Source organism: Devosia sp., assembly GCF_040509215.1.
Taxonomy (GTDB): Bacteria; Pseudomonadota; Alphaproteobacteria; order Rhizobiales; family Devosiaceae; genus Devosia.
On record NZ_JBEVLL010000403.1, the window covers coordinates 1 to 19828 of the forward strand.

The 19828-nt window shown below is 61.0% G+C and carries 24 protein-coding genes; 8 read left to right on the forward strand and 16 right to left on the reverse strand.

Features of this window, described 5'->3' with window-relative positions:
* The 3 genes from ABW043_RS22250 to ABW043_RS22260 form a co-directional block, all read left to right on the forward strand.
* The coding region (locus ABW043_RS22250; protein WP_353923380.1) for a calcium-binding protein at positions 1 to 757 on the forward strand (757 nt) is incomplete at its 5' end.
* A 23-nt stretch (positions 758 to 780) separates the two neighbouring features.
* Positions 781 to 2130: an HlyD family type I secretion periplasmic adaptor subunit gene (locus tag ABW043_RS22255; protein ID WP_353923381.1), complete on the forward strand. Its 1350-nt coding sequence runs from the start codon at positions 781 to 783 to the stop codon at positions 2128 to 2130.
* Positions 2130 to 2798, forward strand: coding sequence for a response regulator (locus tag ABW043_RS22260; RefSeq protein WP_353923382.1), 669 nt, complete (start codon positions 2130 to 2132; stop codon positions 2796 to 2798). Before ABW043_RS22255 ends, ABW043_RS22260 begins: the two co-directional genes overlap by 1 nt.
* A gap of 27 nt (positions 2799 to 2825) precedes the next feature.
* Here the strand turns inward: ABW043_RS22260 and ABW043_RS22265 are convergent, their stop codons facing one another.
* Together ABW043_RS22265 and ABW043_RS22270 are read right to left on the reverse strand one after the other, a co-directional pair.
* Positions 2826 to 3125, reverse strand: coding sequence for a hypothetical protein (locus ABW043_RS22265; RefSeq protein WP_353923383.1), 300 nt, complete (start codon positions 3123 to 3125; stop codon positions 2826 to 2828).
* Between the two features lie 91 nt (positions 3126 to 3216).
* Positions 3217 to 4863 (reverse strand): alpha-keto acid decarboxylase family protein, encoded by a 1647-nt coding sequence (locus ABW043_RS22270; RefSeq protein ID WP_353923384.1) that lies wholly within the window; start codon positions 4861 to 4863, stop codon positions 3217 to 3219.
* 187 nt (positions 4864 to 5050) lie between these two features.
* On the opposite strand from ABW043_RS22270, the gene ABW043_RS22275 reads away from it, so the two are divergent.
* The 5 genes from ABW043_RS22275 to cyoD all read left to right on the forward strand — a co-directional run bounded on the left by ABW043_RS22275 (position 5051) and on the right by cyoD (position 9547).
* Positions 5051 to 5638 (forward strand): hypothetical protein, encoded by a 588-nt coding sequence (locus ABW043_RS22275; RefSeq protein WP_353923385.1) that lies wholly within the window; start codon positions 5051 to 5053, stop codon positions 5636 to 5638.
* Between the two features lie 108 nt (positions 5639 to 5746).
* A complete protein-coding gene (locus ABW043_RS22280; RefSeq protein WP_353923386.1) occupies positions 5747 to 6577 on the forward strand; it encodes a COX aromatic rich motif-containing protein in 831 nt (276 codons plus the stop codon).
* The gene (locus ABW043_RS22285) at positions 6574 to 8574 is read left to right on the forward strand and encodes a cbb3-type cytochrome c oxidase subunit I (protein ID WP_353923387.1); all 2001 of its coding nucleotides are present in this window, start codon (positions 6574 to 6576) and stop codon (positions 8572 to 8574) included. The genes ABW043_RS22280 and ABW043_RS22285 overlap by 4 nt, the downstream gene beginning before the upstream one ends.
* Entirely contained in the window at positions 8571 to 9194 is a 624-nt protein-coding gene (gene cyoC / locus ABW043_RS22290; protein ID WP_353923388.1) for a cytochrome o ubiquinol oxidase subunit III, read from the forward strand. The genes ABW043_RS22285 and cyoC overlap by 4 nt, the downstream gene beginning before the upstream one ends.
* Positions 9191 to 9547 (forward strand): cytochrome o ubiquinol oxidase subunit IV, encoded by a 357-nt coding sequence (gene cyoD, locus ABW043_RS22295; protein ID WP_353923389.1) that lies wholly within the window; start codon positions 9191 to 9193, stop codon positions 9545 to 9547. Before cyoC ends, cyoD begins: the two co-directional genes overlap by 4 nt.
* 1 nt (position 9548) lies before the next feature.
* Here cyoD and ABW043_RS22300 read toward each other — a convergent pair whose 3' ends face one another.
* From ABW043_RS22300 to ABW043_RS22365, 14 genes are all read right to left on the reverse strand, one after another.
* Positions 9549 to 10070, reverse strand: coding sequence for a DedA family protein (locus tag ABW043_RS22300; protein ID WP_353923390.1), 522 nt, complete (start codon positions 10068 to 10070; stop codon positions 9549 to 9551).
* Between the two features lie 73 nt (positions 10071 to 10143).
* The gene (locus ABW043_RS22305) at positions 10144 to 11574 is read right to left on the reverse strand and encodes an MFS transporter (protein WP_353923391.1); all 1431 of its coding nucleotides are present in this window, start codon (positions 11572 to 11574) and stop codon (positions 10144 to 10146) included.
* Positions 11575 to 11577: 3 nt separating this feature from the next.
* Positions 11578 to 12039 (reverse strand): DUF6790 family protein, encoded by a 462-nt coding sequence (locus ABW043_RS22310; protein WP_353923392.1) that lies wholly within the window; start codon positions 12037 to 12039, stop codon positions 11578 to 11580.
* A gap of 34 nt (positions 12040 to 12073) precedes the next feature.
* Positions 12074 to 12424: a hypothetical protein gene (locus tag ABW043_RS22315; RefSeq protein ID WP_353923393.1), complete on the reverse strand. Its 351-nt coding sequence runs from the start codon at positions 12422 to 12424 to the stop codon at positions 12074 to 12076.
* A 29-nt stretch (positions 12425 to 12453) separates the two neighbouring features.
* Positions 12454 to 12972: a DUF6622 family protein gene (locus tag ABW043_RS22320; protein ID WP_353923394.1), complete on the reverse strand. Its 519-nt coding sequence runs from the start codon at positions 12970 to 12972 to the stop codon at positions 12454 to 12456.
* A gap of 35 nt (positions 12973 to 13007) precedes the next feature.
* Entirely contained in the window at positions 13008 to 14189 is a 1182-nt protein-coding gene (locus ABW043_RS22325; RefSeq protein WP_353923395.1) for an alpha/beta fold hydrolase, read from the reverse strand.
* 123 nt (positions 14190 to 14312) lie between these two features.
* Entirely contained in the window at positions 14313 to 14750 is a 438-nt protein-coding gene (locus ABW043_RS22330; RefSeq protein WP_353923396.1) for a hypothetical protein, read from the reverse strand.
* 122 nt (positions 14751 to 14872) lie between these two features.
* Positions 14873 to 16012, reverse strand: coding sequence for a helix-turn-helix transcriptional regulator (locus tag ABW043_RS22335; protein ID WP_353923397.1), 1140 nt, complete (start codon positions 16010 to 16012; stop codon positions 14873 to 14875).
* A 167-nt stretch (positions 16013 to 16179) separates the two neighbouring features.
* Positions 16180 to 16761: an HdeD family acid-resistance protein gene (locus tag ABW043_RS22340; RefSeq protein WP_353923398.1), complete on the reverse strand. Its 582-nt coding sequence runs from the start codon at positions 16759 to 16761 to the stop codon at positions 16180 to 16182.
* 56 nt (positions 16762 to 16817) lie between these two features.
* Positions 16818 to 17375 (reverse strand): DUF2165 family protein, encoded by a 558-nt coding sequence (locus ABW043_RS22345; RefSeq protein ID WP_353923399.1) that lies wholly within the window; start codon positions 17373 to 17375, stop codon positions 16818 to 16820.
* 43 nt (positions 17376 to 17418) lie between these two features.
* Positions 17419 to 17934, reverse strand: coding sequence for a hypothetical protein (locus tag ABW043_RS22350; RefSeq protein ID WP_353923400.1), 516 nt, complete (start codon positions 17932 to 17934; stop codon positions 17419 to 17421).
* Between the two features lie 85 nt (positions 17935 to 18019).
* A complete protein-coding gene (locus tag ABW043_RS22355; protein ID WP_353923401.1) occupies positions 18020 to 18571 on the reverse strand; it encodes a general stress protein in 552 nt (183 codons plus the stop codon).
* Between the two features lie 235 nt (positions 18572 to 18806).
* The gene (locus ABW043_RS22360) at positions 18807 to 19307 is read right to left on the reverse strand and encodes a DUF2165 family protein (protein ID WP_353923402.1); all 501 of its coding nucleotides are present in this window, start codon (positions 19305 to 19307) and stop codon (positions 18807 to 18809) included.
* Positions 19308 to 19337: 30 nt separating this feature from the next.
* The gene (locus tag ABW043_RS22365) at positions 19338 to 19826 is read right to left on the reverse strand and encodes an HXXEE domain-containing protein (RefSeq protein WP_353923403.1); all 489 of its coding nucleotides are present in this window, start codon (positions 19824 to 19826) and stop codon (positions 19338 to 19340) included.
* Between the last annotated feature and the right edge of the window lie 2 nt (positions 19827 to 19828).

Consider the following 19828-nt stretch of genomic DNA (forward strand, 5'->3'; position numbering starts at 1 on the left):
CACAGCCGGAGCCGGCAACGACAATGCCAATGGCGGCGAGGGCGATGACGTCATCAATGGCGATGACGGTGACGACATCCTCGTCGGAGACGTCGGTAACGACATCATCGATGCCGGAAATGGTGATGACACCATCTCAGGCGGCACCGGTAACGACATTATCGACGCGGATGAAGGCGACGACACGGTTGCCCCCGGTTCCGGCGACGATCATGTCGATGGCGGCGAAGGTTTTGACACGCTCGACTATTCCGAAAGCGAAGAAGACATCGTCGTCGATTTCGTTGCTGGCCTTGCGACCGGCGACACCATCGGCACCGACACTTTCCGCAATATGGAAACCGCCATTGGCGGCAGCGGCAATGACACCTTCTTCATCGGCACGACTGCCACCGTCATCACCGGCGGGCGCGGCGACGATCTCTTCATCTTCACCGTGATCGACGAAACCCCCACGCTCAGCCGGCAGCTTGTCCACGAAATCCTCGATTTCGTGGTCGGGGATCGTATCCGCGTTGCCGACTACGACATTTCCCGCCGCGCCGAACGCACCGAGGAGGAGCGCTTCGAGGAGTTCTACGAAGAGCTGGAGGACGGCGACCGCGAGGACCTGCCCATCCGCGTCCGCTACGAGCGCTACGACGACATCGACCATTCCATCATCGAGGCCGATGTCGACGGCGACGATTTCTACGAAATCGCAATTCGCGTCGACGGCATCCATCTGCCGTTCAATATCGAACAAACCATCGTCTAACCCGCGTTCCGGAGTTCTGCGTGATGACCACGATCGACACCTACGCCGCCTTCACCTCCAAGCCGACCTCAAGGCAGCGGGGCCGAACCGAACAGGACGGCTTTTCGCTGCGGGGCCGGGTCATTGCGGGCAGCATTTTTGCCGTGCTCCTCGTCGTGGGCATCGGCGGCTGGTCTGCGACCGCCAAGCTTTCCGGCGCCGTGATTTCCGTTGGCACGGTCTTGGTCGACGATGAGGTCAAAGCCATCCAGCACCTCGACGGTGGCGTCGTCCGCGCCATCGAAGTGCGCGAGGGCGACGTTGTCGCCAAGGACGCTGTCCTGCTGCGGCTCGATGACGTCCAGATCCGTACGGAGCGTTCGATCCTTCTCGGTCAACTGGCCGAACTGGTCGCGCGGCAGGCAAGGCTGCAGGCCCAGGCCGGGCAGGCAAGCGAGATCGACTTCCCAGAGAGCTATCTCACCAGCTATCCCGATGCCGCGCCGATCCTGACGGGCGAGCAGCAATTGTTCGACAGCACGATGCTCAACCAGAAGTCGCTGCGTTCCCAGTTGGAGCTGCAGGTCGCCCAGTTGCGTGAAGAGATCGCCGGTCTCGACTATCAGGACGACGCATTGAAGGAAGAACTGACGCTGGTCCGCGAAGAACGCACGCGGATGAGCGAGCTTGCCGGCAAGGGCCTCATCGAGACCACGAGGATCAACGCCACCGATCGCGAACTCGCCCGCATGATGGGCTCTGAAGGCGAGATCGCCGCCAGCATCGCCCGGGCCAATGCGCGCATCAGCGAAATCGAGCTGCAGATTCTCGCCATTGACCAGACCGGCGGGATGGAGGCCCTGCGTGAACTGCGTACTGTCGACGCTCGCCTGGCAGAACTCCACGATCGTCTGACCGAGGTCGACGCCCGCCAGGCTCGCACCATAATCCGTTCTCCGGTCAGCGGCACGGTCAACGAGGTCGCTGTGACCACTCTTGGCGGCGTGATTACCCCCGCTGAAAAACTGATGACCATCGTGCCCACCGACGCGGACCTCAAGATCGAGTTCCGTCTCGCAACCAATGACATCGACCAGTTGCGCCTGGGGCAGCCGGTCAAACTCCGTTTCTCGGCGTTCAACCAGCGCACGACGCCCGAAATCGCCGGCGTTGTGACGCGAATTTCAGCCGCGGCGACCACCGACCCTCAGAGCGGCCAGAGCTACTATCTTGCCGAAGCCGACCCCACCGACGATCTCGCACAACTTGGCCCCACCGGCCTTGTTCCCGGCATGCCGGTGGAAGTCTTCGTGCAAACCGAAGAGCAGGTGGCCATCGCCTATTTCGCGAAGCCCTTCACCGACCAGATCACCCGCGCCTTCCGCGAGGAATGATGCCTAACCAGTATCGCGTCAGTACCGTCACCGTTTCCGACGACCACCCGGTATTCCTCCAAGGCGTGAAGGACCTTTTGGCGAGACAGGAAGATCTGGACGTGGTTGGGCAGGCGAGTTGCGCCAAGTCGAGCCTCGATCTCATCAACCAGAACAAGCCGGACGTCGCCATTCTTGACCTGTCGACGCCCGGCGATGTCTTCCAGACCATCTCGGAAATCACCCGCACCAATAGTGTGACGCGCTCCATCGTCTACACCGCTTATTGCAGTGTCGATTCAGCGGTGAAAGCGCTCGAAGCCGGCGCAACCGGATTCGTCCTCAAGAGCGACCCGATCGAAGAATTGCTTGGGGCGATCCGGGCGCGCGACGAGCTGGTCATCTCGAAAAAATTCTCGGCGGAGGTCATGAGCGCCATGCGCGCACGGCAGTCGGCGGCCCCGCCGGGCGCCATTTTCAGCCTCAGCCGGCGGGAGAAGCAGATCGTTGGACAGCTCCTCTTCGGCCAGACCAATAGAGAGATCACCAGAACGCTCGATCTCACCGAGCAGACCGTCAAGCACTACATGACCAGCCTTATGCACAAGATGAAGGTCAGGAGCCGGGTCGAAGTAGTCGTGGCGGTGAAGCAGTCGCAAACCTCTCTCGCCGACGTCGAAGCGGTGTGAAGGCAGAGCCCGGCCCGCCACGGCTGGCTAGCGCTGTTCGATCAGCTTTTTGAACAGGGTCTTTTTTGCGAGCCCGCTGGTGGCGTGACCCTTGGTCTTGCTGAGATTGATGACCAGCAACACGTCGCCATCCTGCAGCGCGACTGCCGTCGTGATCTCGTCTTTCAGGCCAACCGAATTTCGGGTCGAGCTCACGAGATAGAAGGACGAGGTTTCCGACCAAACGTCGCCATCGGCGGCTTGTTCGATTGCTTTGGTCAGCGCGGCGTAGCGATCATTGTAGTCGCTTCCGTCTTCAAGCATGAAACTCACGGCAAAAAGTGCCACGGCGCTCTCCTGGTTGGAACGAGCCGTATCAAACAGTTTTTGGCCGCAAGGTCGAGGTCTGGTCGCGACGAGATTGCTTTGATCGGCACGATTACGAGGCTTTGTAGATCGCTTGCATTGCGGTTTGCAGTTTGAGCGCCAGGTCCGAGGAAACGTAGCGGCCGGTGACGACTTCGATATAGACGCCGGTTGTCGCAGCGCGAGCCTGCAGCATTGCCTCATCCAGTTCCCCGCAGGTGCTGACGCGGAGGCAAAGCCAGTCGTCGCAGCCAAGCGCATGCGGAAGCTCGATGTAGCGCCAGGGCGCCACGTCGTTATAGGCGGCTTCCCCGTCTCTGGCGAGGAGGCGTTCGATGAGATAGCCGTCATTGTTGAGCACGAAGACGATGGGTTTGAGGCCCAGGCGCGCAAATTGCCCAAGTTCCTGGACAGTCATCTGGTGCGATCCTTCGCCGGTGACCAGCACCGTGCGGTGATCCGGCGCCGCAACGGCCGTGCCAAGCGCGGCCGGGGTGGCCCAGCCAATGGAACCCCAGAGAGTCTGATTGTGGAAACTCGCCCCGGCCGGCAAATAGGCAAAACCAAGACCCATCGAGGCCGTACCGGTTTCGGCAACGAGGATATCGCCGGGCGAGATGAAACTCGACCAGCGGCCGTAGAGCGAGACTGCATCGATCTTGTCTCCGGCGTCATAGATGCCATGCTCGATCGTGCCGGGCCGGCGTTTGGGCCAGTCGCGATGGCTGAGGCGGTGTATCAGCGCCTCGATCACGTCGCCCAGCTCGACATTGCGAAAGGTGCGAGTGCCGATACGGGTTTCGTGGTGGCCGATCCAGATGGTGCGCGTGTCGTCCAGCCTTGCGGTGAAGACGCCGCTATTGAAGTCGGTCAGCGGAGCGGCGATGTCGATGACGAGGTCCGCGCCTTCCACCATTTCCCTGACCTCCGGTTCGAGCAGGGCGCCGTCATACATGCCGATATAGTTGGGATGCTGCTCATCGATCACCGACTTGCCCATGAACATTGTGGCAAAGGGCAGGCCTGAAATGTCCAGAAGCCGTTCCAGCCTTGCAGCATTGCCTGTCCTGCCCACGAGCATCCCGGCCAGCGCCACGGCCGAATTGGCAGTCGCAACAGCCTCAACAATTGCCTCGACCGCAGCGGCAAGGGCGGTTGTGTCGCTCGGAGGTAGCGGGATTTCCTGCGCCGTTCCTAGCGCGGGCCGCAGGGCCAGGTCGGCTGGAAAGCCCATATAAACCGGGCGCCGATGGTACAGCGCCTCGTGGATCAGCCGTTCGGTCTCGAAGGCCACATTGTCCGGCGTCATGATGGCGGAAGCCGCAACCACCGGGTCGCTCATCTTGCGGAAGAGATCATAGTCGCCGTCGCCGAGCGTGTGATGGGCCTGCTTGCGACCTGCCTGCGTTGCCATATTGGGCATGCCCACCAGGTGAAACACCGGCAGGTGTTCGGCATAGGCTCCGGCAATGGCGTTGATCGCACTCAGTTCCCCGACGCCAAAGGTGGTGCAGAGCGCACCGACTCCCTTGATGCGCGCATAGCCATCGGCGGCGTAACCGGCATTGAGTTCATTGCCGCACCCGATCCAGTTGATCTCGGCACTGTCGTTGATCGCGTCATTGACTGGAAAGGCATAGTCGCCGGGCACACCGAATATGTCGTCGATGCCGATGGCTTTGAGGCGGCTCAGTACATGTTCGATTACGGTCTTGGACACAGCAGGCTCCACAGGTTGTGTGCCAGCCAATAGCCGCGCCAGCCGAGCCCCGGCATCCTCAGAACTGGTGACACGAAGGGCTGGAAATTTCACGCGGCGTAGCCGGGCTAACCAGTTCTGAGGATGCGGCCCAGCCGCTCTCGCGGCTAGCCCTGCTGCATCGTCAACCGATCAGCAGCCGGCCTAGATGGATCCCGTGTTATCGCCAGAACTCTTTCCCCATATTCGCGTGGTCATGGGCATGGTCATCGGCCTGGGGATGACGCGGCTGCTGATGACCGTGGCCGGAATGATCCAGCATCCCAAGCGGGCAAACCTGTCCTCGATCCACCTCCTGTGGATGGGTTCGATGCTTGTCGAGCTTGTGCTCTTCTGGTGGTGGGAGTTTTCGCTGTTCCAGCTCGCCCACTGGACTTTCGGGATCACGCTGTTCCTGATCCTCTATGCCGTTACGCTCTTCCTGCTTGCGGCCTTGCTCGCGCCCGACAATATCGACGAATATGAAAGCTACGAGGATTTCTTCCTGCAGCGCCGCCACTGGTTCTTCGGGATTTTCGCTGTCACATTCCTCTTCGATGCGATCGATACGCTGATCAAAGGCAATCAATATTGGGAGCGGTATGGCATCGACTATGCCATCCAGATCCCATTCGGGTTGATCCTTTGCGCCGTTGCCATCCGCTGGGCGGACCGTCGCGTGCAGATCGGGGCAGTCCTTGTCCACTTCGCCTATCAGATATTCTGGATAAGCCAGTATTTCGACACGCTCGGCTGAGGCGATCTCTCGCCATCCCCAGAAGTGGGGATGAAGCAAATCCCGGTTTGAAGTTCATTCACACCCGTAACGTTGCGGCCAGTACTGCGCGACGCGCCCGGAGACGCGATGTTCAAGGATACAATGCTCGATCCAGCAGGGCCGGTTTCGGCGGCAACGAGGGACCTGTTCTTCGATTCCGTCGGCCTCATGCTCATCGTCGTCCTGCCGGTCATCGTTCTCACGGCGCTGGTCGTGTGGCGCTATCGGGCCGGCAACGCGGCAGCGGCGTATACGCCGCATTGGGGCGGCTCGCGCCTCGTCGAACTTGGGCTCTGGTTTCTGCCGGTGCTGATCGTCGTGATGTTGTGGTTCGTCGTCTGGAACCGCACGCATGATCTCGATCCCTACAAGCCACTGTCGTCAGGCCAGCCGCCGCTCGTGGTTCAGGCCGTCGCGCTCGATTGGCAGTGGCTGTTCATTTATCCCGAAGAGAACATCGCTTCGGTGAACCGCCTGGTCTTTCCGGTCGGCCGGCCTGTGACGATCGAACTGACTTCCGACAGCGTGATGAACTCGCTGATGATCCCGGCCCTCGGCGGACAGATCTACGCAATGGCCGGCATGCAGACCGAACTGAACCTGATGGCTGATCGCATCGGGATCTATGACGGGCGCAACACCATGTTCAACGGCGATGGTTTTTCCGCCCAGGTCTTTAACGCCGAAGCGGTCGATGTTGCCGCCTTCCAAGCCTTTGTCGCCGAGGCCCGCAACGCCGGAGAAACGCTCGATGGCGGCAGTTTCAAAACCCTCTCGACCCCAACCATAGCCGGTCCGGTCCGGCTCTATTCAGGCGTCGAGGATGGCCTCTTCCAATCCATCATCGCTTCGCACGGCTCCATGCCGCACATGGAAGCCGACACCACAACTGCACCGCATGCGGAGCACAATCCATGAATTCCAGCATGCTCTTTGGCAAGCTCACGCTCGATGCGCTTCCCTTCTACAGTCCCATTGCCGCAGGTGGTGCTGGCGTCATCGTGCTGGGCGGGGCGGTCGTCGTCGGTCTCATCACCTGGCTCAGGGCCTGGCCCTATCTCTGGCGCGAGTGGTTCACGACGACCGATCACAAGAAGATCGGCATGATGTATGTAATCCTGGCACTGGTGATGCTGTTGCGCGGCTTTGTGGATGCGCTGATGATGCGGGCGCAGCAAGCCATCGCTATGAATGCCGAGGGCTATCTGACGCCCGACCATTTCCAGCAGGTCTTTTCCTCGCATGGTACGATCATGATCTTCTTCATGGGCATGCCATTCCTCTTCGGCATCATGAACTATGTCGTGCCCCTGCAGCTGGGTGCTCGCGATGTCGCATTTCCCTTGCTCAATGCCATTGGCCTCTGGCTGACGGCGGCCGGCGCCGCACTCGTCATGGCTTCGCTGGTCATCGGTGTCTTCTCGACCGGCGGCTGGACGGGATATCCGCCCTATACCGAGCTGAGCTACAGCCCGACTGTAGGCGTCGACTACTGGATCATGGCGCTTCTCGTTAGCGGTATCGGCACGACGCTGAGCGCCATCAACTTCATCGTCACCATCTACAAGATGCGCGCGCCGGGCATGAAGCTGATGCAGATGCCGCTGTTTTGCTGGACCGCACTGTGCTCCAGCCTGCTGGTCATTTTCGCCATTCCGGGCCTGACCGTCGCCGGTGGCCTATTGGCGCTCGATCGTTACCTGGGGATGCATTTCTTCACCAATGACGGCGGCGGCAACGTAATGAACTATGCCAATATCTTCTGGATATTCGGGCATCCGGAAGTCTACATCCTGATCCTGCCGGCCTTTGGCATCTTCTCGACCGTCATCCCGACCTTTAGCCAGAAAAAACTCTTCGGCTACAATGTGCTGGTCTATGCGACCATGTGCATTGCGGTGCTATCCTTCACGGTTTGGCTGCATCACTTCTTCACCATGGGCGCCGACGCCAATGTGAATGCCTTCTTCGGCATCATGACCATGGTGATCGCCGTGCCGACGGGCGTGAAGGTCTACGACTGGATCCTAACCATGTTCCGGGGCCGGCTGCGCTTCGAAACGCCGATGCTGTGGTCGATCGCCTTCATCGTCACCTTCGTCATCGGCGGCATGACCGGGGTGATCCTCTCCATCCCGCCGCTCGACTATGTGTTCCACAACACGCTGTTCCTGATCGCGCATTTTCACAACATGCTGGTGCCGGGCATGCTGTTCGGGCTGTTCGCGGGCTATGCCTATTGGTTCCCCAAGGCGACAGGCTTCCGGCTTGATGAAACCTGGGGGCGAAGAGCCTTTGTCTTCTGGGTCGCGGGCTTCTATCTCGCCTTCATGCCGCTCTATGTGCTCGGCTTCATGGGTGCTGCCCGGCGTATGGCCTATTACGATCAGCCCGAGTGGCAGATCTACTTCGTGGTCGCGGCCATCGGCGCCTTGTCGGTGCTGCTGGGCATTGGTTGCCAGGTCATCCAGCTCGTCGTCAGCATCCGACACCGCGAGGGGACCATGGATCTTGCCGGCGATCCTTGGGGTGGGCAGACCCTTGAATGGTCGACCTCGTCGCCGCCTCCCGAATACAATTTCGCCGTGCTGCGTCAGGTGTCGGCACTGGACGCATTCCAGGCTGCCAAGGAGGACGGGCGGCCCTACATCTGGCCGACGCATTACGAGCCCATCGAGGTTCCACGCAACACCGCGCTTGGCCCGATCTTTGGCGGTCTCGCCTTCGTCCTCGGCTTTGCCGTCGTCTGGCATATCTGGTGGCTGGCTGCGGTCGGCGTCGTCGGGGTCATTGGCACCATTATCGTCCGCAGTTTTGCGACCGAGACGACGCGCATCATCAGTGCCGAAGAAATCACTGCTACCGAGTTGCGGTGGCACGCGGCCGTCCGGGCCCGACAGGAGGCAAACTCGTGAGCGTGCAGGTCAGACACCATCCCGGCATCAACCTCTCCCATGCGCGACCGGAGGATGAGCGCCACACCGAAGTGACGGTCTTCGGCTTCTGGACCTTCCTGATGAACGACGCGATCCTTTTCGCGCTGCTCTTTGCCACCTATGCAACCATGGTCAACCGGACCGCCGGCGGCCCCACGGGGCCCGAACTCTTCGATATCGGCAATGCCTTCGTCGAGACGCTGGTCCTCCTGGTCAGCAGTTTTACCTTCGGCATGGGCGCGGTGGCGCTCAAGGAGGGACGCGAACGCGCGGTCACACTATGGCTTGGCGTTACCCTGGTTCTGGGGCTTGGCTTTGTCGGCCTTGAACTGCGCGAATTCGCCAGCCTGATCGGGCAGGGGGCCACCGCACAGACGAGCGGCTTCCTTTCGAGCTTTTTCGTCCTGCTCTCAACGCATGGACTGCACATGCTGGTCGGCTGCATCTGGATCGTGGTGATGCTGGTGCAGGTCTCTACATTCGGCCTCAGTCGGCAGGTGCGCTCGCGCATCCTCAGGCTCGGCCTCTTTTGGCATTTTCTGGATCTGGTGTGGATTGTGATCTTTACAACTGTCTATCTGCCAGCGGTGGCATCATGAGCGGTCCCTGGGAAGGCGACTATCGGGGGCATGTCGTTGCCCAGCCCTCGTCGGACGCCCAAAGCGAAACGCGGTCCTATGTCTGGGGCCTTGGGCTGGCGGTGGTGCTGACGGCAATTGCCTTCGGCCTCGCTGTCTTCAAGGTTCTCGCGGGGTCCGCTCTTCTTGCAGCCATAGGCATCCTGGCGCTCATCCAGATTGCCGCGCAGTTTCGCTTTTTTCTCCATATCGACCTGTCGCGCTCCAAGCGCGAGGATCTGCAACTGATCCTCTTCACCGGGCTGCTGATCCTTATCATGGTCGGCGGCAGCCTCTGGATCATGGCGAGCCTTGATCAACGCATGATGGGTTGATCTAGCGGAACCACGCGCCGGCGAGGTGACCGACGACATAGGGACCAAAGGACCAGGCGCCCGTCCAGAGAATGGCGCCAGTGACATTGGCCAGGAAGAAGACCGGCCACGCCATGTTCATCGACCCGGCGACGACGCCATTGAGCTGGCGCAGGATGACGACAAACCGGGCACCGATGACGATGAGCGGGCCGCGCTTGGCGTAAAGCCCCTCGATCCACGTCTGTCTTTCCTCGGTCAATCCAACGAGTTTTCCGAACCGTGCAATCAATTTTCGGCCGCCATAGCGGCCAATCAGATAACCGGTATTGTCGCCCAGGACGGCGGCGACCACGACCACGCCAAAGATGCCGAGAATGGGCAATTGCCCTTCATAAGCGAGCGCGACCGCGCCGAGCAGCGCCGTTTCGCCCGGCAGTGGCAGCCCGAGAGACTCGAGATAAATGAGAACGAAGAGGGCCAGGAGGCCGTAGGAGTGGATGTAGGGCGCGACGGAATTCGAGGCTTCGCGCAACAGATCCATTTCGACTCCATTTTCGTCCAGGATGCTTCACATGACCTGGCCAGCGCCGACGTCAGCCAGAAGGCAGTGCCGGTCAGCCGGCGCTGCCGTCTCTTGCGGTAACTGTTAGTCGCTGTCGAGACAACAACGGCCAGGCGCAGGCGAGAGCTACAACCAGCACGAATGCCGAAAGGCCGAAGGCGGCAGCGATGGGGAAACGGGCGGTCGCGGCGGCCGAGCCCGCGGGTTCGAGTGTCAGCACCACAGCGCCTGTCATGGCAATGCCGATCGTTCCGCCCGTCTGGCGCAGGGTCTGGATCAGGCCTGACATCTGATTGCGCTCGGCTTCCGGAGCGCGGCTGAGGGCATCGACCCCGGTGGGGGATTGCACGAGGCCAAGGCCGAGCCCGGCGAGCAGCATGCCGGGAAGCTGCCAGAGATAGTTGGAGCCCAGCAGCGCCAGGGCCCATGCGCTCGTGCCGATCGCGGCGAGCGTCAGTCCAATCAATACGGGCGGCCTTATGCCAAAGTGGTCAAACATGCGGCCACCCACTTGCGCGCCTACCGCGATGCCGAGGATCAGCGGCAGCGATGCGGCGCCGGCCGCGAGCGGCGTAAAGTGGAGAACATTCTGCAGGTAGAGCGTTCCATAAAGCACCATGCCGAGCATGCTGGCCTGCACCAGGGTCAACACCAGGAGATCGCCTGCAATGCCTGGCACTGCAACCAGCCGGACGTCGACCAGCGGGTCGCTCGAGTGCCACTGGTGGTTCACCAGCCAGTACAACAGCAGTAGTCCGACAATTATCGAGCCCAGAGTCATCGGTGATGACCAGCCGAAATTGGGGCCTTCCTGCACGCCGAGGATGAATAGTGCCATGCCGGCGACCAGCAGGGCCGCGATTGGCAGTGAGGGGGGTTTGCCGTCCGCGTGATTGTCTGGTTTGACGAGGTGAACGAGGATCAGGGTCGCCAGTCCGACCGGCACATTGAGCCAGAAGACGGATCGCCAGGAGACGGTTTCGGTCAGGAACCCACCCAGCAGCGGGCCTATGGCGAGAAAAATCTGTCCGACACCGACATAGACCGCGAGCGCGCGGCCGCGCATTTCGAGGGGGAAGGCGCTGGTAACAACCGATTGCGAGGCCGGAAGCATAAGCGCCGCGCCGGCCCCCTGCAGCGCTCGAAACAGGAGAAGTATCGGCTCGCCATGGCCGCCGGTCGGCACAAGTCCGCAGCCGCAGGAGGCCACAAAGAATAGGATCACGCCGATGCGAAATGCGGTGACAGCGCCCAGCCAATCCCCGACGCGCCCACCAAGCGCCACCAGTGCTGCCATCGCCAGCACATAGGCGCTGACCACCCAATGGGCGCCGCCGGCCGATAGCGGAATGTCCCGCATCATGGTCGGCAGGGACACGGTGACGATGGTCTGGTCTAGCATGACCATGGAGAGGCCGCCCGTCATGGCGATCAGAACCAGCCAGGGCTTTCGGCTTGTCTGGTCCATAACGGCGGCGCTCATGACTTATCGCACCAGCAACAAGATGGCCGAGCCGAGGCCCACGACGCCGATAATCAGGTCCGTCAGAAGTGCGGTGGTCTCTTCCGGCGTGCGCCCGGAATTGCCGATATGCTTTATGCCGGCGAGACCGAGGAAAAGCCCGCCGCACAGTGCTATGGGTGCGACGAATGCGGGAAACGCAAGGCTGAGGCAGGCGACGGAGCCTATGGCGATATTGCCGAAGCCGATTTCGGCCACGAGCTTCTCGGCGTCCGGACTTTCCATCCGGAAGATGGTGCGCGCCGTGAATGCCGGCTGTATCGACTGTCTGATGCCGGCGCTCAGCAGTCGAACCCCGATGCCCCAGAAGACGAACCATTTGGCGATGAGCCACACCATATCTGGCGAAGCGGTGGTCATCGCTTCGCCGAGGACGGAGATCACGGGGATGATGAGCATCAGCCCCCAAGCCATGGCATAGTACATCTGCGTCTCCTCCCTGTCGCCGCCGTCTCAGCGCTCAGTCGACATCGCTGAAAACGACATCGTTGGCGGATTGCGAAAATGCCTCGACCTGCTGGGTCTTCTCGTCGTCCGAAACGCCGGTCTGCGCGTTGACGGCGGCGCAACGGACGGAGATCAGGTTGTCGAGGATCAGGTCATCGGAAATGCCAGCAGCCTTGAGATCGAACACGGCGCTCTGCAGCGCATCGGGCGCGTCGAGGTCGGTGTCAGCCGGAAGCAGTTCCTGAATTTTGGCCGCGGTGGCGGCGTCGTCGATCTTGGCGGGCACCGGGCATTCCAGCGCCCATGCCGACGAGCCGAGGGCGACGATGAGCGCGATGCTGGTAGGAAGCGATAGCTTGTGCATGGTGGTCTCCATAGAGCGCGGTGCGCGGATCAGGCGCTCGCGGCAGGTGCTGCGGCGGCGTTCCAGACCCAGACATAGCGCAGGAACTTGCCGATGAAGATGCCGGTGAAGAGGCCCGAGAGCACGAGGTCGGCGATGCGGAAACCCATCTCTGCCAACAGGGCGGGAGAGGTCGCGCCGATCACGCCGAAGCTGTACTTGATGGCGAAGGTCAATAGCAGCAACGGCAGAAGTGTGTTGTCTGCCGGACGGTGGATCACGCCTGCGGCCCTGTCAGCGACGATGGCGTAGCGCGATACGATCATCCAGCCGATCACCGAACCCGCTGCAATTCCGAGAAGCCAGAGCAGGGTCGTATCCGCCGCAACGCCATAAAGGGTAACCAGATCGGACAGGCCCCAGGCTGTAAAGATGACGGGGATGATCGCCATCTTCAGGAGGGTCGTATCGCCGGGCCGGCGTGCCTTGACACCCTTCATGATGAGATAGACGAGAAGAAACCAAACCCAGACCGGGGTTTGCGTGAGGAATTGCTGCAGGATTTCCATGGTGAACGTGTCCGAATTTGAGAAGTCTGTGATGATCAGGGGCAGTTGTTGGTGACGGGTTCCCCCGCGTCGATATTGGTGAGCCAGTCGACAAAGTCGCCGGCGCTGTCCTTGGCGGTGTCGAGGTGGCCAACATTGAGCAGGAGCTGCATGGTGACGGCCGAACCGGCGCCGCATAGTTTCGACATGTAGTCGGCCGTGACGGTTTCGGGCACGGTGTTGTCGGTGGTGCCCTGGGCGATGAAAACCGGCAGGTGCGCTGGGAGTGTCCCTGCCGAATTTTCTTCCATCAGGGCTTTCCAGGGCTCGATATTGGTGATGCCCGGAACCGAGAGGAAGTCCTGCATCAGGTCCTTCCCGTCGAAGTAGCGGGCAGGCAGATCGAAGATGGATTCGAGGCAATCCTGAGCGAGACTGTCCACCGTCTTCAACGCGTCCGGCGTCACCACATTGTCGATTGGTGCGCCAAAAACCTCGGCCCAGGAATAGAGCGCCATGGCCAGCAGGTTGCGCCCGCCGGGCGTGTTGATGTCATCATCCATCAAGCGGCCAAGGTTGGTCGCTGGTGCGGCTGCGCCGACACCCACCAGATCGATGTCGGGCGCATATTGGCCTGCAATTTCACTGGCAAAAAGCACAGCCTGTCCGCCTTGGGAATGCCCCCAAAGAGCGGCGTGTGGCGACTTTCCGCCAATTAGCTCGCGAGCGGCGCGGATGGAGTCGAGCACGGCTCGCCCCTCGCTTTCGCCCACCAGGAATGGATGCGGACCTGCCGTTCCAAGACCCGGATAGTCAGTGGCCGTCACGACATAACCCTGCTTCAGCAGCGCTTCGAGCCCCTGAACCTGACCGGTTCCGCCGGCCGCCATGGATGGCGCGCACTTGGACACGAGGCCGCTCGTGGGATGGGCCCATGCAACGATTGGCCAACCGCCCTCCGGCATGTTTCCGGGCGGAACGAAGACCATGCCCGAAACGGCGATCGGTTCGCCCTTGAGACCGGTTGAACGATAGAGGATCTGGTATTTGCTGCCGCCAAAGACCGAGACATCGTCTTTTGCATTGTGGATGAGCGACCCGGCATAGCCAGCCGCGATCTGTGCGGCGTCCGCGCTATAGAAACTGTCCTGTGCTGCAACGGTCGCGCAGGCTGCCAGAAGGAGCAGGCCGGCGCTCGCCAGGGAGACCAGGGAGGACATGACGGATTTGGCAGGCATTTCGATTCCCGATTGGTGTGCTGATTGCGGCGCGGCGCCTGATTTCTATGGGGACTGATAGCGCCGGCGGTGGAGCGCGACATCCTCAGAACTGGTGACGTCGCGCGTCTTGCATTCATCGCGTCAGACTCGATTAAGAAAAGCCCGCGCAACTGTGCCAGCGCCAAGGATCATGATCAGCGCCGGCAGGATAACCCCGGTATTGAGTTCGAAAAACATGAGCATGCCGATTGCTGCGAAAAGCACGCCGGCGATAATCCGCGCCATCGCGTGCACATTGCGCCATCCAAATGCTCCGGCCGTTCGTATCCCGTCGGCAAGGGCTGCCGCAGCCGGCACCAGCAGAAGCAGAAACACCCAACGATAGGGCAGGACGTATCCAAGCTGGTCGGCAAGCAGCGCGCTGCCAATGAGGGTCAGGATTGCTCCGCCGATGATCGGGACAAGAACGGTACGCCGCCATTTCGCACGTTTTTGTGCGGGCATGGCGTTATGCCCACGCGGCCATGCGCGAGCGGCGTCGATCGCTTTTGTCGAGCGAAATGCGAAGGCCGGTCGCACGGACCAATAGAGCCTTTATGATCATCGGATTCTCCAGTGAACAGACGCCGCCAGTCAGGGCGGCTTGTTCATGTCTAGGCGGCGCCGGCCTCGCTGGCATCCTCAGAACTGGTGAGCTTGGATCAGTGCGACAGCGTCGTCAGCAGGGCGCCGATGCGCTCGAAGTCGCGCAGATTGGTCGCGTCGGTCTTGCGCAACACGGTGCGGATCTGGCTGCGTACGGTTTCGAGCGAGACATCGCGTTCACGGGCAACCGCTTCTGCCGTCTGCCCACCCAGCAAAGCGAGCGCGACGGCGCCTTCGGCAATGCTGAGGCCGAAAAGGTCGCTCAGCAGCGAAGGCTTGGGAGCGCTGTGACGAGAGAGTTCAGTGATCAGGATGAGCACCGGAGCGGTCTCGCCGAACTCGATTTCGCGGGTCAAAAACTGCGGTGGCTGGGGGGAGACGAAAACCGCAAGTTGGTCGATGCGATCGTCTTCGCCGGTGTCGAGCTCGAGGCGCAGTGCGCCACCGCTGCCGCCATGGGCGGCATTTTCGACCATGGCCCGCAGTTGCGCGGATTTTTCCCTGGCATTTATGGACAGCCGGGGGGAATTGTCGGCATGCGAGGCGGCCTTGATGCCGATGGGAAGCCCTCGACGGGAAAGGGTGCATTCCGCCGTCGAGTTGGCGAAAAGCACGTTCAGTTCGGCATCAACGACAAGGGCTGCGCCGGGCAGGGATTCAAAGGCGGCATAACCGACGCGGGCGTCCATTTCCGCTTTCCGCAGTCTTTGGGAAAACTGGATGGCACGCTGCAGATGCGGCAGCAGCGTTGCCAAAGTGTGCTTGTCGCGGTCGCTGAACTCCATCGAGTCGCGGAAAAAGCCGATGACGGTGTGGTCCTTGTCCCCAACCGCGCCAATAAGCATGTGGTTCTGCCCGGCAGGGCGGGCGAAATCGGTATAGAATTCGCTCTTATGGTAGTGATCTTCTTCAACCAGGTCCGAAACGACTGCCACTGCCGACGACCAGTTGCCATTGGGCTCGATCCGAGAGATCGCGGCGCGGATGGGATCTATGTGGCTGTAGTAGTCGGCGTAGGTGCTCTCGCCCTCGGACGACAGCTCGAAAACATTGGCCCACAGACCATTAGGTCGCTTGAGCCGGAGCGTGCCGGCATCGGCACCAAAGCAGTTGAACAGCTTGCGTCCAACCGCCTTCCAGTCACCGCCGTCAGAGCCGGCATCGTAGATGTCACCGATAATCGAAGAAAATTCCATGACCGTCCCGCCATAGTTTTCGACTGCTGTGAAAGTACAATACACAACTGTATGTTATTTGGCGAGTCCAATTTCGCATTTAGGTCATGCGTGGCAGACTTGGCTTAAAAGGAAAGGACCGGTCTGCCAGGGCAGGACCGGTCCCGTTGTGAATAGTTGAGGCGTCGTCAGGCCTTGGCTGCCTTGCGCACTGTCCAGGCCAGATAGAAGAGGCTTGCGCCGATGCTGATCAGTTGCACGCCAACGAGAAGCGCGAGCAGCCAGCTGGCTGTCGTGTCGATGGTGAGAAGCAGCAGCACCGACAGAGCGACGCCGAGTGCGCCGCTCAGTAACACCCATAGCCAGCCCTCCATGGGCCGGATCGTGATGGCCCACATGATCTTGGAAATCCCCTCGATCATGAGGAACACAACGATGAGCAGGCTGAAGGTGACAAGCGACTGGGCCGGACTGCGCAGGATCAGGAAGCCGATCAGCAGTGAGAGGACAACCGACACCATTTGCAGGCCCGCAAACGGCCCCCGATGCGCAAAGATAAAGCCAACCGCCTGAACAAGGCCGCTGATGACCAGTAACCAGCCTATCGTCAGCACCAGCGCTTCGGAGGAAATGATTGGAAAGAGGATGGCCAGAAGGCCGGCGACAATCATCATTCCGGCCTGGATGAGATAACGCAGCGACGACTTGCGAACGTTGTTGCGTACTGCCTCCTGGTAGAGTTGGGCGGCCGCGTCTTCTGAAATGGACATGGGAACTATCCTTGTTGAAAGGCCCGCGCCATTGCGGCGCGGGTCCGGCCAGAGAGTCAAACCTCTTCGCGGTGGAGAGTGGCGAGGATCAGTCCGAGCGCATTGGGAAGGAAATAGATCATGCCCCCAAGCTGATTGGAGAGCGGCATGGTCTTGGCTTCCCAGGACAGGAAATAATCGCCGGCAATGACCATGAAGCCAATGCCCCAGACGAGGACCGCAAAGAGGCAACCGAGCATCATCCAGGCCTTGCCCCTCGCAAAATCGGCGCTGCTGCGGCCAAGATTGCGGACCATCATCAAGAGGCCGATCAAGCCGAAAATTCCTGCAAGGGTTTCAACGGACATGATACCGATCAGCCCGACGGTTGCCGCCCATGGAGCGGTGATGGCGCGGACCTGCTGAAGCGGATTGCCGTAGGTATTAGTCATCTCGATCATCGGCTTAACCGCATTCACGACGGTGTCGTTGAAGTCGGTGACGTCATTGATGAGGCCGAGAAAGCCCCAGAGCGTGGGGAAAAGTGCCATGACGACCAGCGCCAGGCGGCTTACATTTCGTACGGTGATCAGGCCTAAGAGCCCGGCGGGAGTCGCCACGTATTCCTGAGACATTTCAAACCTCATCCTTGTGAGCGGGGGCGATGCTGACCAGCGGTCAGCTCATGCGCCGGGCGGTGATCTGGGTTGGCTGTTCGCCACGAGCATTGGGGTAATAGGTGCAGCTCAGGCCGTTGATGGTGGGCATGTTGGGCGCAATGACCTTGGCCACGGCGTTACCGATGATGGAGCCCGCGCCCGAGCCGGGGAAAAGGCCGGTACCCTGGCAGCTCATGCTGTCTGCGGTCCAGGCCACGCCATTGCCGCACGAGGTTCGCGATAGATCGACTTCGATGGTGCGGCCGCTGGCCGACCAGTTGAGCCGACCGTTGCAGGTTACGCCGCCGCCGGTCACCGTGTAGCTGCCCCGCTGCTCGAGGCAGAAGGTCATGCGATAGGGGCCATAGAGCCGCTGAGCGACATTGTAGCAGCCGGTAAAACGAGCGCCGCCCGGAGCGTCCGGTACGATGATCGTCGCATTCATGTCTTGCGCGATTGCCGGAATGGCAGGGACCGCGCCGAAGGCGAGGATCAAGCTGGCAAAGGCAATTCTGAGGATTTTGGTAAGGGACACTTTGGCCTCCGGGACCAGCCTGCAGGCGGTCCAACTCTGAAGAAGAAATGATGCGCCGGCCGGCCATGCCGACCGGCGCCATCGGTCAGGCGGCGCTTGCAGCGACGGTCGGTGCCGAAAGATCATTGTGGATGTCGACCGAGCTGGCAGACGCGGCGAGAAGAGCGCGGGCGCGATCTACCTCTGCGGCATCGCCGTGCACCATGACGAGGAAGCCATCGGCCTTTACTGCGGTTTCGTAGCGCAGCACGCTGTCCTTCGGAATGCCGATGCTGTAGATCGCCGCGCCGATGGCGCTGACGCCGCCGGCGACAACTGCACTTTCAATGGCGGTCACGGCGACGGCGCCGAGATAGCCAACGATCACCACCGGGCCGATGGCCGGGGAGGTGACGAGGAGGCCGCCAAGCAGGGCGCCCCACAGGCCGCCCCAGACGGCACCCTGCTTGCCCCAGATCTTGATGCGATCACCGGCATTGTAAAAGCCCATCACCTTTTCCTCGGTGTGGTAGCCTTTGCCGATGACGCTGAGCGTGGCCGGTGCGAAGCCCGCGGCGGTCAGCGTCTTCACGGCAGCTTCAGCGTCCAGGTGGCTTTCGAATGTGGCAATGGCGGCGCTGCTATAGGTCGTGGTCATTTCGGTATCCTTGCATGGTGTGAGTGGCGCTGGCGGTGGGCCAAGTACGCCTGGGCGAGCCGGCAAAACCGTCGGTCCCGAACATGGCGGCAGGATTAGTCCCGCCTTGCCCATGCCAGCATCCTCAGAACTGGTGATGAGCCGAAAAAAGCCGAACTTGGGCTCTGCGGACACGGAAAAGCCCCGCCGACAGGGTCGGCAGGGCTCTGATTTCGTTGATATATCGGCGACGAGACTAGTCGTGCAGCTCGTCGTCCCTGAGCGCGACAAAAATCAGTACGCCAAGAATGGTGATGAAAATCCGGAAGGCAGACTGCACGCCGTTCCAGGTCGTGGATTGCCACATGCCGAACCACTCGCCGCCAATAGACATGAAGGCCACCTGCCAGACCAGAAAGCCGAAACTCAGGCCGCCGATTGCCCAGGCCTTTGAACGATTGAAGGCGGTAGCCTCCCGCCTGGTGCTGGCGAGCATGCGAACCGCGCCGATCCAGCAGAGGATTGCCGTGGCCGTCTCAGCGGCAATGATGAGCGCATAGAACGCCTGCCAGAGCGCGGGATTGTCGATCGCCCGATAGGTGATCGAGGCGCCCGGAAAGATGGTGTCCATCTTCATGACGTGTTCGACGAAGGCGTAGTTCGTGCCGTAGTCGGTGATATTCCCGAAAGCGACGAGGCTGGCATAAAACGCCATGGCGGCGACCAGCGCCGTCTTGCCCAGGCGAGTGATCAGCATCTGCGACTCCTTTGTTGAGCGATTGCGCTGTCAGTGAGCGACTGCCGGCTTGATCTGTTGAAAGTAGGGGCGCGAGCGAAGGCGCAGCATGACCACCGGATAGGCCATCAGCACAGCCCCGAGGACGACACCGAGCGTGATCGTGCCGATATCGGCAACGCCGCTCGAAAGTGCGGTGGACCAGGAAAAGGCAATGGAGGGCAGGAACAGCACCAGCGCGGTGAATGCCCCAGGCGAGTAGCGCCCTTTGGCGACGATCATCGGCATGAAGTGGAAGAAGAGGGCATTTATGAGCATCAGCCCAGTGAATGTCAGGGACACCAGCGGCATGGTCGAGGCCAGCATTGCCTGGGCGATGCCGACAGAAACGACGACGGCGTTGGTTATGTAAAAATCCGGCCATTCAACGGGCAATTTGATGACGTCGCGCGCCCAGTTCCGCCAATCGAAGCTGAATTCTTCCATGATGTGCAGTGAATAGGCGGCCATCGCCAGCCAGGCGGCAGTCGTCAGTGTCATTC

What these genes read in the sequence shown, in the direction of transcription:
- ABW043_RS22255 (WP_353923381.1), top strand. Translation starts at nt 781, where the DNA reads ATGACCACGATCGACACCTACGCCGCCTTCACCTCCAAGCCGACCTCA.
- ABW043_RS22260 (WP_353923382.1), top strand. Translation starts at nt 2,130, where the DNA reads ATGCCTAACCAGTATCGCGTCAGTACCGTCACCGTTTCCGACGACCAC.
- ABW043_RS22275 (WP_353923385.1), top strand. Translation starts at nt 5,051, where the DNA reads ATGGATCCCGTGTTATCGCCAGAACTCTTTCCCCATATTCGCGTGGTC.
- ABW043_RS22280 (WP_353923386.1), top strand. Translation starts at nt 5,747, where the DNA reads ATGTTCAAGGATACAATGCTCGATCCAGCAGGGCCGGTTTCGGCGGCA.
- ABW043_RS22285 (WP_353923387.1), top strand. Translation starts at nt 6,574, where the DNA reads ATGAATTCCAGCATGCTCTTTGGCAAGCTCACGCTCGATGCGCTTCCC.
- cyoD (WP_353923389.1), top strand. Translation starts at nt 9,191, where the DNA reads ATGAGCGGTCCCTGGGAAGGCGACTATCGGGGGCATGTCGTTGCCCAG.
- ABW043_RS22300 (WP_353923390.1), bottom strand. Translation starts at nt 10,070, where the DNA reads ATGGATCTGTTGCGCGAAGCCTCGAATTCCGTCGCGCCCTACATCCAC.
- ABW043_RS22305 (WP_353923391.1), bottom strand. Translation starts at nt 11,574, where the DNA reads ATGAGCGCCGCCGTTATGGACCAGACAAGCCGAAAGCCCTGGCTGGTT.
- ABW043_RS22310 (WP_353923392.1), bottom strand. Translation starts at nt 12,039, where the DNA reads ATGTACTATGCCATGGCTTGGGGGCTGATGCTCATCATCCCCGTGATC.
- ABW043_RS22315 (WP_353923393.1), bottom strand. Translation starts at nt 12,424, where the DNA reads ATGCACAAGCTATCGCTTCCTACCAGCATCGCGCTCATCGTCGCCCTC.
- ABW043_RS22320 (WP_353923394.1), bottom strand. Translation starts at nt 12,972, where the DNA reads ATGGAAATCCTGCAGCAATTCCTCACGCAAACCCCGGTCTGGGTTTGG.
- ABW043_RS22325 (WP_353923395.1), bottom strand. Translation starts at nt 14,189, where the DNA reads ATGCCTGCCAAATCCGTCATGTCCTCCCTGGTCTCCCTGGCGAGCGCC.
- ABW043_RS22335 (WP_353923397.1), bottom strand. Translation starts at nt 16,012, where the DNA reads ATGGAATTTTCTTCGATTATCGGTGACATCTACGATGCCGGCTCTGAC.
- ABW043_RS22340 (WP_353923398.1), bottom strand. Translation starts at nt 16,761, where the DNA reads ATGTCCATTTCAGAAGACGCGGCCGCCCAACTCTACCAGGAGGCAGTA.
- ABW043_RS22345 (WP_353923399.1), bottom strand. Translation starts at nt 17,375, where the DNA reads ATGTCTCAGGAATACGTGGCGACTCCCGCCGGGCTCTTAGGCCTGATC.
- ABW043_RS22355 (WP_353923401.1), bottom strand. Translation starts at nt 18,571, where the DNA reads ATGACCACGACCTATAGCAGCGCCGCCATTGCCACATTCGAAAGCCAC.
- ABW043_RS22360 (WP_353923402.1), bottom strand. Translation starts at nt 19,307, where the DNA reads ATGCTGATCACTCGCCTGGGCAAGACGGCGCTGGTCGCCGCCATGGCG.
- ABW043_RS22365 (WP_353923403.1), bottom strand. Translation starts at nt 19,826, where the DNA reads ATGACACTGACGACTGCCGCCTGGCTGGCGATGGCCGCCTATTCACTG.